This is a genomic window from Desemzia sp. FAM 23990, from assembly GCF_045528485.1.
Lineage (GTDB): Bacteria > Bacillota > Bacilli > Lactobacillales > Carnobacteriaceae > Desemzia.
Genome location: NZ_JBGQQW010000025.1, coordinates 18,141 through 32,719, shown reverse-complemented (window position 1 = coordinate 32,719; position 14,579 = coordinate 18,141). Strand labels below are relative to the sequence as shown.

Here is a 14,579-nt window from a genome sequence, read left to right as displayed (position 1 = left end):
GAAAAAAGTAGTCAGAACCTCATTAGTCGGGCTCCTTTTTCGATGTTTAGTGCTTTAGTTTAATCCGAAACAATCCTTATCTAATTGTGGCATAGAGTAAACGAATCGCACAAACTTACAAACTGAGTAAAAAAATAATCAATAAGAGATTTACCTTCGAAAAAAAGAGTGTAAAAAAACTTTTTTTGAGGAAAGAATTTGCTTTACTTTTATGCGAATAAGAATATAATACATGAGAACTTGATAAAGTATGAATGAAAGAGGAGAAGGGAATGTCTGCAAAAAAGATTAGGGAGGTACCTCCAGCTTTAAAGATTGCTATTAGTTTTGCAATAGTTATTTTTGCAGGATCACTGCTGTTAACACTGCCCATCAGCAATCTGGAAACATCACAAACCACTTATTTTGATAACTTATTTACAGCGGTATCCATGGTATGCGTGACGGGATTATTTACATTGCCTGTGGCAGCGTCTTATACGGTGTTTGGCCAAATCGTTTGTATCGTTTTGATGCAAATAGGTGGACTGGGTCTGATGACTATATTGGCAACTTTTATTTTAAGAATAGGAAGAAAAATCAGCTATTCGGATACTATAGCTGTAAAAGAAGCTCTTAATAGAGATGAATTAAGCAATTTTAATACTTATTTAGCTTCCATCATTAAATATACAATGACTATTGAAGGAACAGGAATGCTGCTGTTATCTTTTAGATTTGTACCAGAATTCGGATGGGCTAAAGGGCTATTTGTCTCTTTATTTCTAGCGGTTTCTGGATTTTGTAATGCTGGTTTCGACAATATCGGAGCTATTAGTCTACAAGAGTATGCGCATGATTCTTTAGTCAATCTAGTTATTATTTCGCTGGTTATTTTAGGCGGTATTGGTTTTTCAGTTTGGTTTGATGTCACACACAACCTTCAATCCATTGTAAAAAATAAATTTCAGCACGGTTGGAAACGTGCTTATCGGTTGTTAAAGATTCATACGCGTTTAGCTATTAATGTGACACTTATTTTGATTGTAACAGGTACTCTGGTTTTCTTATTAGTCGAATGGAACAACCCAGACTCCATTGGAAATTTTTCATTTGGGGACAAGGTGATGGCTTCTCTATTTCAAACAGTAATAATGAGAACAGCTGGTTTTGCTACATTGGATTATGAACTGGTAGAACCTTTTACTTTATTATTCTTCATTTTTACAATGTTTATCGGAGGGTCTCCTGGAGGTGCAGCCGGTGGTATCAAAACAACTACATTTGCTTTGATTGTTCTGTTGATCATTAACGAGGTCAAGGGACAAAGACACATCAATTACGCCCACCACACTATTCCGATAGAACTTGTCCGACGTGCTATTGTAGTAGTGGCAACGTTCTGTGCTTTTCTAGTTGCTGGGGTAAGTATTTTGATGCTGGTTGAAGACCAACCCTTCTTGTATTTACTGTTTGAAGCCGTTTCTGCCTTAGCAACAGTAGGGGTCAGTGTAAATTTAACACCTGAGTTGTCAGATATCAGCCATATTGTGTTGATGATTTTGATGTATGTTGGTAGAATTGGACCAATCACCATACTATTAGGTTTAATCAGAAACAATAAAAAGACAAAAGACAAATTATATGCGAAAACAACTATTTTAATTGGATAGGAGATAAGGATATGGCAGTAAGAACAATTGGTGTACTGGGGCTGGGAGTCTTTGGATCATCAATAGCGAAAGAATTGAATGATTTTGATTGTGAAGTGATTGCAATTGATATCGATATAGACAATGTTGAACGCGTAGAACCTTATGTAACACAAGCTGTACAGGGAAATATCACAGACTTGGATTTTTTACAAAGTGTAGGACTCGAAAATTGTGATGTGGTAGTAGTAGCTACAGGGACTAGTTTAGAGGCAAGTGTTTTAGCTGTCATGAACTGTAAGAAATTAGGGATCGCTACGATTATTGCAAAAGCAAAAAATAAATCTTTTATGGAAGTACTGCTTGAGATAGGGGCAACTAAGGTCATTCGTCCGGAAAAAGAAGCAGGGACTCGTGTGGCAAAAAGTGTGTTAAGAAGACATATCACGGATATTGTTGACTTGGATGAAGACTATGCTGTAATCGAGTTTATTCCGCCTGCTCCTTGGGTAGGGAAAACATTCGATGAATTGGATTTAAGAAAACGATACGAAATCAATATTATCGGAGTGCGAAAATCTTCTCAAAAACGAATGGATGTATCCTTTAGCCCAGACTACCAAATTGAACAAGGTACTGTCTTGGTTGGGATTGCAGAATCTGAAATATTTGAACGCTACGACTACTTGAATAAACTAAAATAGAGAGCGTGGAGCAAGGCGTTTAAGAGCACAAATCAAGCGAAGATGTGATGGGACAGAACCTAGCACATCTTTTTTTGTTCAAAAGTTATTCTAAAAGAATTAAAATTTTGATTGTTATAGTAAGACAAGCTACAAAAATACATCTTTGCATGGTAAACTAAAAAACAGGCAAGAGACATCCCTAATGAAAACATTACTTGGGATCATTAAAAAGTAGAGTATTTGCTCTATTCATAGGAAAGGGTATTTAAATACTATGGTAATCGAAGAATTAAAAAAACAAATTCCTGATTTAATTATAAAAGAAAATGAACCACTATCACTATACACCTACACTAAAACTGGAGGTCCAGCTGATGTGCTGGTTTTCCCCACAACTATTGAAGAAGTCACAAACGTCGTACAGTGGGTAAATAGGGAACAATTGCCTCTAACTGTGTTGGGCAATGCCAGCAATCTTATTGTCAAAGATGGCGGAATACGTGGTGTAGTGATGATCTTAACAAAAATGAAACGTATTCAAGTGGAGCATAAAAAAATTATCGTTCAAAGTGGTGCTCGTTTAATCGATACTTCTAATGAAGCTTATGAAGCCGGTTTGACAGGTTTGGAATTCGCTTGCGGTATTCCAGGCAGTATCGGTGGTGCAGTTTACATGAATGCTGGAGCTTACGATGGAGAAGTCAGCGAATCCATTGAATCAGTCACGGTGCTAACGCTTGAAGGTGAAGTAAAAACAGTGAAAAATAAGGACTTAGAATTCAGTTACCGTCACAGTGCCATCCAACAGAGCCATGATATTGTGTTGGAAGTAGTATTTTCTCTTGAAAATGGTAAGAAAAAGGCTATTAAAGAGCGAATGGATGAATTGACTGCTTTAAGAGAGTCTAAACAACCTTTAGAGTATCCATCATGTGGGAGTGTGTTCAAGCGTCCAACGGGGTATTTTACAGGCAAATTGATCCAAGAAGCTGGCTTACAAGGTTTAATCTGGGGCGGTGCACAAATATCCGAAAAACATGCAGGTTTTATCGTAAATATCAATCATGCTACAGCCACAGATTATATCGAATTGATCGAACACATCAAAGAAGTCATCCTTAAAGTAAACAAGGTGCAATTAGAAACGGAAGTTAGAATTATTGGGGAAGACCTGGTAAAAGAACTTGCTTAATAGAAGGTAGAGACGACACATTACAATAAAAGAGAAGCCATTGGAACGAATTAGGACTAAAAAACAGAATCTCTCTGTTTTTTAGTTTTTTTTTATTGCATTTTTGTCCAAATTATCTATAATAAGAAGAGGTTTTACTAAACAAAATAATTAGTGACAGAATACTTTTGTGCTATTTAGTTTAATGATAGTAAACAAAAAAGGGTGTAAAAAAATGGAAATAGGCACGCGAATAAAGAATTTACGGATCCAAAAAAATCTTACACAAGAGGAATTGGCAGAACGAACGAATCTAAGCAAAGGATATATTTCTCAAGTAGAAAGAGATTTAAGTATGCCTTCAATGGATGTTTTTTTTGATATGCTGGAAGTTCTGGGTTGCAGTCCAAAAGATTTCTTTGACGAAGAACAAGAGGAACAGCGAGTGGTCTACAAAAAGGATGAGCACACTCATTACGAAGCTGTGGATGGACAATATACGATCCAATGGCTTGTTCCAGAATCCAATGAAAATGAAATGGAACCTATCCAATTGACATTGGAAAAAAATGGAGCCTTCAAAGAATTTTCTCCTTCTATGGCAGAAACCTTTGCTTATGTGACAAAAGGAGCAGTGTGTATCGAAATTGGGATGAATCGATACTATGCCAAAAAAGGCGATGCGATTTATTACCATGCTAATGATACTCACCAAATATTTAATCAAGCAGATGGAGAAAGCCGGTTATTGATGGTCGTTACAGAATCCTATCTGTAGACTCCAGAAGCTTTCTACTTGTATTTCAAAAAAAGATCCACTAGATTGGAACAAAAAGGAGAATAGTAAAAATGCCAGAAAATGCTATTATTACGTTTAAAAATGTAAAAAAACAGTATGAAGATGACGTTATTTTAAAAAATATCACTTTTGATATTGAGCGGGGAAAATTTTATACCTTGTTAGGACCATCCGGTTGTGGAAAAACAACCATTTTAAATTTGATTGCTGGATTTACGGAAGTTTCTGATGGGTTGATTACCATTAACGGTGAAAAAGTAAATGATATTCCTCCCAATAAACGTACAGTCAATACCGTTTTTCAAGATTATGCGTTGTTCCCGCACATGAGTGTATTTGAGAACATTGCATTTGGTTTGAGAATCAAAAAATTAGACAACAAAACGATCAAAGAAAAAGTAGCAGCAGTCTTAAAAATGATGCGTTTATCTGGCTACGAAAATCGCGCCATCAGTGAAATGTCTGGTGGTCAGCGCCAACGGGTGGCTATCGCTCGTGCCTTAGTTAATGAACCAGATGTATTGTTACTAGACGAACCGTTATCGGCATTAGACCTGAAATTAAGAACCGATATGCAATATGAATTGCGTGAATTGCAGCAACGATTGGGCATCACGTTTATCTTTGTCACTCATGATCAAGAAGAAGCATTAGCTATGAGCGACGAAATTTTTGTGATGAAAGAAGGCAAGATCGTTCAAAGCGGAACACCGGTAGATATTTATGATGAACCGATCAACCGTTATGTGGCGGATTTTATTGGGGAAAGCAACATCGTAGAAGGAACAATGATTCAAGACTATGAAATTTCATTTGTCGGTCGCACATTTGAATGTGTTGATGCAGGGATGTCGCCGAATGAAAAAGTAGAAGTGGTGATTCGTCCAGAAGATTTAGCGTTGACGACGACAGACAAAGGGAAATTGACGGTCAAGGTGGACACCCAATTATTCCGCGGGGTGCATTATGAAATCATCGGATACGATGCAGAAGGAAATGAATGGATGGTTCATTCTACTAAGAAAGCTGTAGTTGGCGAAATGGTAGGATTGCATTTTGGTCCAGAAGATATCCATGTTATGAGATTTGGAGAAACTGAAAAAGAATTTGATGCTCGTTTAGAAAGTTACGAAGAGGAATAGGAGGGAAACGGATATGAAACAAACAAAAGCGTTTTATTTTGCGCCGTATTCGATGTGGCTGCTTTTATTTGTGGTAGCTCCTTTAGTGTTGATTTTGTATCAATCATTTTTTGATATCCAAGGCAATTTTACGTTTGCCAATTATGCTGCTTATTTTCAATCAGGCACTTATCTAACCATGACCTTCAATTCGATATTCTATGCGTTCTTGATTACTTTATTTACTTTACTGATCAGTTATCCTACAGCTTATTTATTGGTGAGAACGAAGCATAAACAATTGTGGTTGCTGCTGATCATCTTACCTACATGGATCAATTTGTTGTTAAAAGCCTATGCTTTTATTGGAATATTCAGTATGAATGGAACAATCAATGATTTCTTGGTGTTTACTGGAATTGGGCGTCAGCAAATTTTATTTACAGACGTTAGTTTTTTGCTGGTCGCTTCCTACATTGAAATTCCGTTTATGATCTTGCCGATTTACAATGCACTGGAAGAAATGAATCCCTCTTATATGAAAGCGAGTTCTGATTTAGGAGCCAATAACTGGGAGACCTTCAGACGAGTCATTTTTCCTTTGTCATTGAATGGAGTCAAAAGTGGAGTACAAGCCGTTTTCATTCCTTCATTATCTTTATTTATGCTGACCAGATTAATTGGAGGAAATCGCGTCATCACATTAGGGACAGCGATTGAACAACACTTCTTAGTGACTGAAAATTGGGGAATGGGTTCTACGATTGGAGTAGTTTTGATCGTAGCGATGTTCTTAATGATGCTGCTGACGGGAGAAAAGAAAAAGAAGGGAGCGTTGCATAAATAATGGCAAAAAAGACATTTAAATGGACGAATCTTTATCTACTGCTTGTTTTCGTCTTATTGTATGCTCCCATTATGTATTTGATATTTTATTCTTTCAATGATGGCGGAACAATGACTTCTTTTACGGGATTTACTTGGGACAATTACACTGCTGTTTTTGAGGATACTCGTTTAATGGGAATCGTGTTAGATACATTATTGGTCGCTTTGCTGTCTTCGTTGTTAGCAACGATTATTGGAACATTAGGCGCTATTGGAGTGTATTTGGTGAAAAATCGAAAGACACGCAATACCTTGTTGAGTATGAACAACATATTGATGGTTTCTCCAGATGTTATCATTGGAGCAAGCTTCTTAATCCTGTTCACGTTTATTGGTTTTAGATTAGGTTTTGCTTCCGTTCTATTGTCGCATGTTGCGTTCAGTATTCCGATCGTTGTATTGATGGTCTTGCCAAAATTGCAAGAAATGAATCCGACGATGATCAAAGCGGCACACGATTTAGGGGCAAATAACTGGCAAGTCTTGACTAAAATCATATTGCCAGCAATCACTCCTGGAATTTTAGCGGGCTATTTTATGGCCTTTACGTATTCTTTAGATGATTTTGCGGTGACCTTTTTCGTAACTGGAAATGGCTTCAGTACACTCGCAGTAGAGATCTATTCTCGTGCTCGCCAAGGAGTATCCTTAGAGATCAACGCATTAAGCACATTGATGTTCTTGTTTGCATTGATTTTAGTAGTGGGCTATTACTTTATCCAACAATACAGCATCAGCAAAAAACATAAGCAGCAGCATGGAAGAAAAGGTAAAGAGGCGGTGACGATGCTATGAAACGATTAGTTACACTAGCCGTAGTGATCTTAGTTGCCTGTGGGGCGCTTTACTATTCTTCCAACAAACTAGACGAAGCTGAAGGGATCACTGGAAATAACACGTTGAACTTGTATAATTGGGGAGATTATATCGATCCCGATCTGATCACTAAATTTGAAGAAGAAACAGGGTATGTGGTATCGTATGAAACGTTTGATTCGAACGAGGCAATGTATACCAAAGTCAATCAAGGCGGAACGGCCTATGATTTAGCGGTACCTAGTGAATACATGATTGAACGGATGATCGAAGAAGATATGCTGATTGAAATGGATCATTCAAAAATCGAAGGATTAGAACATTTGGATCCTGACTTATTGGACATGGCCTTTGATCCTGAAAACCGTTATTCTATTCCTTATTTTTGGGGAACCTTAGGAATCGTATACAACACGCAATTTGTCGAAGAAGGTTCCATTGAACATTGGGACGACTTATGGGATCCGCGTTTCAAAGATGACGTGATGTTGATCGATGGAGCTAGAGAAGTGATGGGGTTGGCGCTGAACAGTTTAGGTTACTCGGTAAACTCTAAAAATGATGCTGAGTTGGCTGAAGCCGCTGAAAAATTGGATTTAATGACAGCAAACGTAAAAGCTGTTGTTGCTGATGAAATCAAAATGTATATGATCCAAGAAGAAAGTTCTGTAGCTGTAACTTTTTCTGGAGAAGTAGCGGATATGATGTGGGAGAATGAAAATCTGCGTTACGTGATTCCACCTGAAGGGTCCAATTTGTGGTTCGACAACTTTGTCATTCCAAAAACCGCTCAGAATGTGGAGGCTGCTTATGCCTTTATCAACTTTATGCTGGAGCCCGAAAATGCTGCTCAGAATGCAGAGTATGTCGGGTATTCTACACCCAATACGTCAGCGATGGAATTGATGCCAGCTGAAATGATTGAGGACGAGCAATTTTACCCATCCGATGAAACGATGGAACACTTAGAGGTTTATGAAAACTTAGGACAAGAGTATATTGGGATCTACAATGATTTGTTTTTGGAATTTAAAATGCATCGGAATTGATAAACAAGCAACACATCGGTCTTTGTTACAAAGGCCGATGTGTTTTTTTCATTCTTTAAAGCTCGAAATAAAGAGTGTGATGGTTAGAGATTCTTAAGCAGAATCACATGTTATAATAAGTTTCCAAACAAATAAAAAAATAGTATGATAGAATACGAGTGATGTTTGAAAAAAACTATACTTTAGAAATCGTATTTCAGCTAAAAGTGTAGATTCATAGATAAGGTTAAGGTGTAGACATGGAGAACGAATCAGCAAAAGAGTTGTGGGAAAGCTTTCATCAGCAGATTCCTAATTTACCGGAGCATTATGATGTTTGGGCTTTTGGAGATTCAAAAGAATTAGCAGATCAGTTAGCTGCTTTAGTGTTATCAGGTTTAAAAACAGCGACGTGCAGTTTGAAGCGCTTGTATGATGTTGAAGGAGCGGATTTGCCACAAGTTGGGGCTTATTCAGTCATTCTAGATGGAAATGATCAAGCAGTGGGAATCATACAAAATTTAGACGTCTTTGTCTTTCCATTTGATGAAGTGACAGAAGAAATCGCCATTGCAGAAGGTGAAGGTGATCGTACAGTCGATTATTGGATGGAAGCTCATAAAGAGTTCTTTAAAAGAGAATGTCAATCTGCTGGAGAAACGTTTTCGACGAAAATGGAAGTGGTTTTTGAAAGCTTCGAATTGGTGTATGCAGCGTAATCAACTAATAACTAAAGGGGAATGGCCTAATGGACTTAAAGCAAATGGTTGGAGAAAAAGCAGCAGAGTTTGTGAAAGAGGGTATGGTAGTTGGTTTAGGAACGGGATCAACGGCGTATTATATGGTGGAAGCAATTGGGAGACGTGTAAAAGAAGGGTTGAACATTACTGGTGTGACTACTTCGAATCGTACCCAAGAACAAGCTGAAGCATTAGGGATTCCTTTGAAAAGCGTAGATGAAATCGATCGGATCGATATTACGATAGATGGAGCAGATGAGATCAGCCGCGATTATCAAGGCATCAAAGGCGGCGGTGCAGCTCATTTATTTGAAAAAATCGTAGCCGATAATTCCAATAAAGTGATCTGGATCGTAGATGAAACTAAAATGGTTGAACAATTAGGTGCCTTTCCACTACCTATTGAAGTGATTCCTTACGGCAGCCAGCAATTGTATCGTTTATTTGAGAAAAAAGGGTATCACCCAGTTGTCAGAAATGATGCTAATGAAGAAGTATTGGTTACAGATGCTGGGCATTATATTATTGATTTGCACATGGGAACGATCAAGCAGCCTCATGAGTTGGCTGAATGGTTAGATAGTTTAACAGGAGTTGTAGAACATGGATTGTTTTTAGACCGTGTCAATACGATTATTGTTGGGCGCGAATCAGGCGTTGAAATTATAGAAGCTAGATAACAAACGGATCAAATCAGTAAGGCTGGGACTGAGGCTAAAAACCTCAGTCTTTTTTGTTAGACATTTGTGCGAGGAAATGAATTCTAAGCGGCTGCTCTTCAGAAGAAAAGCGTAAAAATCTTCTCATATTCAAAAGTTAGAAAACGGTTTCTATTAGAAGTGTGGTAAAATAACTGTGTACTAGCGATAAGGAGATGATATTAAGTGAGAATGGTAGATTTGATCCATAAAAAACAACAAGGGAAAGAGTTGTCCGCTGAAGAAATTCAATGGATGATAAAACAATATACAACAGATGAAATACCAGATTACCAAATGAGTGCGATGTTGATGGCCATCTATTTTGAAGACATGACCGACGCTGAACGCGGAGCTTTAACCATGAGCATGGTGAAATCTGGAGATGAAATCGATTTGTCTCAAATTGAAGGTGTCAAAGTAGACAAGCATTCAACAGGTGGAGTAGGAGATACGACAACCTTGATTTTAGCTCCATTAGTAGCTAGTGTAGGAGTTCCTATTGCAAAGATGAGCGGTAGGGGATTAGGCCATACTGGTGGTACGATTGATAAATTAGAAGCTATTCCAGGATTTCATGTGGAGTTGAGCCAAGAAGAATTTGTCGAACAGGTCAATCAACATAAAGTAGCCGTTGTAGGGCAATCCGGGAATTTAACTCCTGCAGACAAAAAACTGTATGCGTTAAGAGATGTAACCAGTACAGTAGAATCTATCCCATTGATCGCGAGCTCAATCATGAGTAAAAAAATCGCAGCTGGTGCTGACGCGATCGTATTGGACGTAAAAACAGGTGCCGGTGCATTTATGAAGACTCCTGAAGCTGCTCGCGAATTAGCAGAAGCAATGGTAAAAATCGGAAATCATGTGGGAAGAAAAACGATGGCAGTTATTTCGGATATGAGCCAGCCTTTAGGATTTGCGATCGGGAATGCATTAGAAGTTCAAGAAGCTATCGATACTTTAAAAGGTCATGGACCAGCAGATGTGGTAGATTTGTGCTTAACTTTGGGAAGTCAAATGGCGCATTTAGCTGGAGTTGGTAAAGATCTTGATGAAGCCAGAAGTATCTTGAAAGAAAACTTAGAAAATGGGAAAGCACTGGAAGTTTTCAAAACATTTGTGGCAGCCCAAGGCGGAAACCCAGACGTTGCAGATAACCCAGAATTGTTGCCTAAAGCGCCATACCAAACAGAAGTGTTAGCTAACCAAGATGGTTATTTAGCTGAATTAGTAGCTGACGAATTAGGAGTTGCTTCTATGATGTTAGGTGCAGGACGTGCCACTAAAGAAAGTGACATTGATCTAGCAGTTGGATTAGTGTTGCACAAAAAAGTAGGAGACCAAGTTAAAAAAGGGGAACCTTTATTAACGATCCATAGTAATCAAGAAGAAGTCCCTGATGTAGAACAAAAGATTTGGGAGTGCATTACGATTGCGGATACAGCTGAACCTTTACCATTGATTTACGATGTTTTATCTGGAGAATAAAGAAGTAATAAGCTGCTCATAAAGTTAAGTAAAGGAGTTAGGACAACCAATCCTATCTCCTTTTTGTGTACAAGTTTGGGGCTCTTACCGGTCTGCACCAACATTATAAACGTGTTTCGAAAGGCTCCTTGCGTTAAAAGAAACAGAACCCAATACTCAATCGATTTTTTTCTAACGATTTGTGGTTCTGGTTCTATACGGTTAGCTAACCAGTTTTGCTTTTGATAGATTAATGTTGTACCGCTCGATGCGTACTTCTAGTGGGAAGCTCTATTTAGAGTGAAAGAAATGTATGTTTGATGAGCGAATGAAGGATGGAAGGGGTTTGAACATCAAGGTCATTTTGTCCTTGATGTTCAAACGCCGTTCTTCATCAAGGCAATTTTGTCCATGATGTTCAAACCCCGTTCTTCATCAAGGCAATTTTGTCCATGATGTTCAAACCCCGTTTTTCATCAAGGCAATTTTGTCCTTGATGTTCAAACGCCATTCTTCATCAAGGCGATTTTGTCCATGATGTTCAAACCCCGTTTTTCATCAAGGCAATTTTGTCCTTGATGTTCAAACCCCGTTCTTCATCAAACCAATTTCCCCTTTGATGTTTAAATCATCCCAAATACTCACTAAAATTTGTCATAAAAAACCTCCAAAAAGCTAGATTTTACTCTAATCTTTTGGGAGCCACACTCCGCACCTTACACCATATTCACGTCTATAATTGAGCGATGAAATGAATAATAGCTAAATGAAGTGGGTAATAAGCATAACCCAAATACTTAGGGACTCGTATCACATGAAAACGAAAAGGGAGCAGTATTGGAATCAAGGCTAATAAGGCATACATTTGGATTGTTCCAAATTCTGGAATGTGCATTAGAAGGTAAGCTGTGATTCCAAAATACCGGTTTTCAAAAACTAACATGTAAATAGCCCAGCCCAAGAGAAACCCGTAGATACCATATTCAACAAAATAGCTTGCTATCAAGCAAGGAATAAAAAAGCGTTTGTCTTTCATCGAAACAGCAAACAAAGCCAATGAAAATAAAATGTTGATTCTTCCTAACGTAAAGGGGATGGATATGATTCCAAACAGCAGTAATTGAAACAGGTAGCGTTTAAAGTTGTGTGTACGGTGTGTGCCTAATACAGTAGTGTACAAAAATAAGGGAAATGCGATTCTGCCGATGACACGCAGTATCACATATTGCGGTAAAATATAGGCGCCAATATGATCAATTGTCATGATAATGATGGCCAACCATTTGATAAAATTGCTTTTTTCATCAAAGCTGTGGGCTTGCACCGAGGTAGTTTCCATTGTGACCCTCCAATTCTCTAAAGGTATATATTTTATTATACAAAAAATCTTAGCGAATAAGACAATAATTCATCTTTCTCGGAAAAAATAAAATGGATTGTGCTATAATGATTTTTAAACTTGTAAAATGGAGGGAAGAGAGTGGGAAAAGCAGTATGGTTGGAAGGCTTCAAAAATATTTATCCTGTTATGATCAGTTATGTTCCTTTAGGACTAGCCTGTGGTATGTTGCTGTATGATGCAGGGATCGGATTATGGGGAATCTTTTTGATGAGTGCACTGGTTTTTGCGGGTGCAGGACAATTTATGGCAGCATCTATGCTTTCTGAAGGAGCTGCAATGCCTTCTATCGTGATCATGACATTCTTTTTAAACTTAAGGCACTTGTTGATGAGCTCCAGTATAGCTCCTTTCTTTAAAAAGCGCTCGGTGCCGTTTTTAATGTTGTTTAGTCATACCTTAGCGGATGAAGCTTATGCCATCAATTACAATCAATTTCAAACGGATAAAGAATGGAGACCGGAAGAAGCCTTGTCTACCAATCTATTAGCTTACTTTAGCTGGGTGGGGAGTACAGTTGTTGGGGGATACATAGGAAGTTCTTTTTCGATGAATACCGTCATTATGAATTATGTATTGATCGCGATGTTTACATGTATGCTGGTGAATCAATTTGTCTCTAAAATCTTTGTTTTTGTGGGGCTGCTGTCTGGTGTGCTTGCCGTCATTCTTATGATGGTATTGCAGCACAATATTTCATTAGTCATTGCCGCAGTTCTAGCTTCTTTTGTGGGATACTTGCTGGATGAACAGAGAGAGAAGAAAAGAGCTGAAGAAGGAGCGACGATTCAAAATGAACAGTAATTTACTAGGGTTGATTGCAGGAATGGCAGTAGTGACTTATTTACCCCGTTTTGTTCCGATGCTGGTTCTCAGTAATCGCCAAATTCCTAAAAAATTCGCTAAATGGATGTCTTTTATACCGGTATCTATTTTTGCCGCGCTGGTTTTTTCGGATGTCTTTTTCTGGGACAGCGAAGTAAACGTAAATCCGATAGAAAACGTGAAACTGCTGCCAACAGTGCTTGTCTTTTACATAGCCTATAAGACTCAAAGCTTACTCTGGTCGATGGTATTTGGCATTATCGGCATTAGTTTTATGATTTGGTTTTTCTAAAAGTACTATCCTTGTATAATGGGAAACGAAATTGCATAAACAGCTTTCGTGCTATAATGGGCGTAGAAAAATAGATGGAGGCTTTTAGTATGGCAGATCAAAATCGAGAAGTAAAAAAAAGTTGGGAATCAAAAGTGATTCAGACACATCGTGTATTTCCCGGAGATATTAACTCACATCGGACTTTATTTGGGGGACGCTTAATGAGTTATATTGATGATACAGCATCCATATCTGCTTCACGCCACAGTCGCAGTGATGTTGTTACTGCTTCAATGGATACATTAGATTTCTTGCATCCGCTGAATGAAAATCATTCCGTTTGTATAGAAAGCTACGTGACCGGTGTTGGATCAACCTCGATGGAAGTTTTTTGCAAAATAATGGGTGAAGATCTATCTAGTGGAGAACGTTACTTGGCAGCTACAAGCTTTATCACTTTTGTAGCTGTCGCTAAAGAAAAAGGCAAAAAACAGCTAGTACCTTTAGTTGAACCAAGTACTAAAGAAGAGAAGTTTGTTTGTGAAGGATATGAAGCCAGAAAAGCACAACGTATGTCCAGTCGTTCATTCCATGAACAATTTGCGCAAACGATTACCGACCAATTGCCTTGGTCAAACTAAGGCTAAATGACCTGTTTAAGATGAGGTGTTGAACCTTTATCTTGAACAGGTTTATTTTATTGCCAGCTTTTTGGTGGGCAGGTCTAATAGGCTCACTGATCAAGTGGCGTTAAATTTGGTTCTCACTTGAAGAATAAGGTGGTCTTACTGATCAAGTGGCGTTAAATTTGGTTCTCACTTGAAGAATAAGGTGGTCTTACTGATCAAGTGGCGTTAAATTTGGTTCTCACTTGAAGAATAAGGTGGTCTTACTGATCAAGTGGCATTAAATTTGGTTCTCACTTGAAGAATAAGGTGGTCTTATTGATCAAGTGGCGTTAAATTTGGTTCTCACTTGAAGAATAAGGTGGTCTTACTGATCAAGTGGCGTTAAATTTGGTTCTCACTTGAAG

At 38.2% G+C, this 14,579-nt stretch carries 15 protein-coding genes; 14 read left to right on the top strand and 1 reads right to left on the bottom strand.

Translation table 11 applies throughout. The annotated features are described in order from the left end of the window. Positions 1 to 272: 272 nt before the first annotated feature. The 11 genes from ACEN4I_RS10340 (at position 273) to ACEN4I_RS10290 (ending at position 11,069) form a co-directional block, all read left to right on the top strand. Positions 273 to 1,652, top strand: a complete 1,380-nt coding sequence (locus ACEN4I_RS10340) for a TrkH family potassium uptake protein (protein WP_407102908.1) — start codon at positions 273 to 275, stop codon at positions 1,650 to 1,652. Positions 1,653 to 1,663: 11 nt separating this feature from the next. Beyond that, positions 1,664 to 2,335, top strand: a complete 672-nt coding sequence (locus tag ACEN4I_RS10335) for a potassium channel family protein (RefSeq protein ID WP_407102909.1) — start codon at positions 1,664 to 1,666, stop codon at positions 2,333 to 2,335. A 256-nt stretch (positions 2,336 to 2,591) separates the two neighbouring features. Then, complete coding sequence (gene murB / locus ACEN4I_RS10330) at positions 2,592 to 3,509, top strand: UDP-N-acetylmuramate dehydrogenase (RefSeq protein ID WP_407097159.1); 918 nt, start codon at positions 2,592 to 2,594, stop codon at positions 3,507 to 3,509. 214 nt (positions 3,510 to 3,723) lie between these two features. Then, a complete protein-coding gene (locus tag ACEN4I_RS10325) occupies positions 3,724 to 4,266 on the top strand; it encodes a helix-turn-helix domain-containing protein (protein WP_407097160.1) in 543 nt (180 codons plus the stop codon). Between the two features lie 71 nt (positions 4,267 to 4,337). After that, positions 4,338 to 5,429, top strand: coding sequence for an ABC transporter ATP-binding protein (locus tag ACEN4I_RS10320; RefSeq protein ID WP_407097161.1), 1,092 nt, complete (start codon positions 4,338 to 4,340; stop codon positions 5,427 to 5,429). 13 nt (positions 5,430 to 5,442) lie between these two features. After that, positions 5,443 to 6,255 carry an ABC transporter permease gene (locus ACEN4I_RS10315; RefSeq protein WP_407097162.1) on the top strand — a complete coding sequence of 271 codons (813 nt, stop codon included), beginning with the start codon at positions 5,443 to 5,445 and terminating at the stop codon, positions 6,253 to 6,255. Next, the gene (locus ACEN4I_RS10310) at positions 6,255 to 7,091 is read left to right on the top strand and encodes an ABC transporter permease (RefSeq protein WP_407102910.1); all 837 of its coding nucleotides are present in this window, start codon (positions 6,255 to 6,257) and stop codon (positions 7,089 to 7,091) included. The genes ACEN4I_RS10315 and ACEN4I_RS10310 overlap by 1 nt, the downstream gene beginning before the upstream one ends. Continuing rightward, positions 7,088 to 8,161 (top strand): ABC transporter substrate-binding protein, encoded by a 1,074-nt coding sequence (locus tag ACEN4I_RS10305; RefSeq protein ID WP_407102911.1) that lies wholly within the window; start codon positions 7,088 to 7,090, stop codon positions 8,159 to 8,161. Before ACEN4I_RS10310 ends, ACEN4I_RS10305 begins: the two co-directional genes overlap by 4 nt. Before the next feature lie 239 nt (positions 8,162 to 8,400). Next, positions 8,401 to 8,859, top strand: coding sequence for an ASCH domain-containing protein (locus ACEN4I_RS10300; RefSeq protein ID WP_407097165.1), 459 nt, complete (start codon positions 8,401 to 8,403; stop codon positions 8,857 to 8,859). A 29-nt stretch (positions 8,860 to 8,888) separates the two neighbouring features. Continuing rightward, positions 8,889 to 9,560 (top strand): ribose-5-phosphate isomerase RpiA, encoded by a 672-nt coding sequence (gene rpiA, locus ACEN4I_RS10295; protein WP_407097166.1) that lies wholly within the window; start codon positions 8,889 to 8,891, stop codon positions 9,558 to 9,560. A gap of 204 nt (positions 9,561 to 9,764) precedes the next feature. After that, on the top strand, positions 9,765 to 11,069 hold the full coding sequence (locus ACEN4I_RS10290) for a pyrimidine-nucleoside phosphorylase (protein WP_407097167.1): 1,305 nt from the start codon (positions 9,765 to 9,767) through the stop codon (positions 11,067 to 11,069). A 712-nt stretch (positions 11,070 to 11,781) separates the two neighbouring features. Here the strand turns inward: ACEN4I_RS10290 and ACEN4I_RS10285 are convergent. Beyond that, the gene (locus ACEN4I_RS10285; protein ID WP_407097168.1) at positions 11,782 to 12,387 is read right to left on the bottom strand and encodes a TraX family protein; all 606 of its coding nucleotides are present in this window, start codon (positions 12,385 to 12,387) and stop codon (positions 11,782 to 11,784) included. A 141-nt stretch (positions 12,388 to 12,528) separates the two neighbouring features. Between ACEN4I_RS10285 and ACEN4I_RS10280 the strand changes: the two genes are divergently transcribed. The 3 genes from ACEN4I_RS10280 (at position 12,529) to ACEN4I_RS10270 (ending at position 14,187) form a co-directional block, all read left to right on the top strand. Continuing rightward, positions 12,529 to 13,251, top strand: coding sequence for an AzlC family ABC transporter permease (locus tag ACEN4I_RS10280; protein ID WP_407102912.1), 723 nt, complete (start codon positions 12,529 to 12,531; stop codon positions 13,249 to 13,251). After that, complete coding sequence (locus tag ACEN4I_RS10275; RefSeq protein ID WP_407097170.1) at positions 13,241 to 13,564, top strand: AzlD domain-containing protein; 324 nt, start codon at positions 13,241 to 13,243, stop codon at positions 13,562 to 13,564. The genes ACEN4I_RS10280 and ACEN4I_RS10275 overlap by 11 nt, the downstream gene beginning before the upstream one ends. Positions 13,565 to 13,653: 89 nt before the next feature. Then, positions 13,654 to 14,187, top strand: a complete 534-nt coding sequence (locus ACEN4I_RS10270; RefSeq protein ID WP_407102913.1) for an acyl-CoA thioesterase — start codon at positions 13,654 to 13,656, stop codon at positions 14,185 to 14,187. Positions 14,188 to 14,579: the final 392 nt, after the last annotated feature.

Excerpts from the sequence above, each read along its gene's own strand:
- ACEN4I_RS10340 (WP_407102908.1), top strand. The coding sequence starts at position 273 with ATGTCTGCAAAAAAGATTAGGGAGGTACCTCCAGCTTTAAAGATTGCT.
- ACEN4I_RS10335 (WP_407102909.1), top strand. The coding sequence starts at position 1,664 with ATGGCAGTAAGAACAATTGGTGTACTGGGGCTGGGAGTCTTTGGATCA.
- murB (WP_407097159.1), top strand. The coding sequence starts at position 2,592 with ATGGTAATCGAAGAATTAAAAAAACAAATTCCTGATTTAATTATAAAA.
- ACEN4I_RS10325 (WP_407097160.1), top strand. The coding sequence starts at position 3,724 with ATGGAAATAGGCACGCGAATAAAGAATTTACGGATCCAAAAAAATCTT.
- ACEN4I_RS10320 (WP_407097161.1), top strand. The coding sequence starts at position 4,338 with ATGCCAGAAAATGCTATTATTACGTTTAAAAATGTAAAAAAACAGTAT.
- ACEN4I_RS10315 (WP_407097162.1), top strand. The coding sequence starts at position 5,443 with ATGAAACAAACAAAAGCGTTTTATTTTGCGCCGTATTCGATGTGGCTG.
- ACEN4I_RS10310 (WP_407102910.1), top strand. The coding sequence starts at position 6,255 with ATGGCAAAAAAGACATTTAAATGGACGAATCTTTATCTACTGCTTGTT.
- ACEN4I_RS10305 (WP_407102911.1), top strand. The coding sequence starts at position 7,088 with ATGAAACGATTAGTTACACTAGCCGTAGTGATCTTAGTTGCCTGTGGG.
- ACEN4I_RS10300 (WP_407097165.1), top strand. The coding sequence starts at position 8,401 with ATGGAGAACGAATCAGCAAAAGAGTTGTGGGAAAGCTTTCATCAGCAG.
- rpiA (WP_407097166.1), top strand. The coding sequence starts at position 8,889 with ATGGACTTAAAGCAAATGGTTGGAGAAAAAGCAGCAGAGTTTGTGAAA.
- ACEN4I_RS10285 (WP_407097168.1), bottom strand. The coding sequence starts at position 12,387 with ATGGAAACTACCTCGGTGCAAGCCCACAGCTTTGATGAAAAAAGCAAT.
- ACEN4I_RS10275 (WP_407097170.1), top strand. The coding sequence starts at position 13,241 with ATGAACAGTAATTTACTAGGGTTGATTGCAGGAATGGCAGTAGTGACT.
- ACEN4I_RS10270 (WP_407102913.1), top strand. The coding sequence starts at position 13,654 with ATGGCAGATCAAAATCGAGAAGTAAAAAAAAGTTGGGAATCAAAAGTG.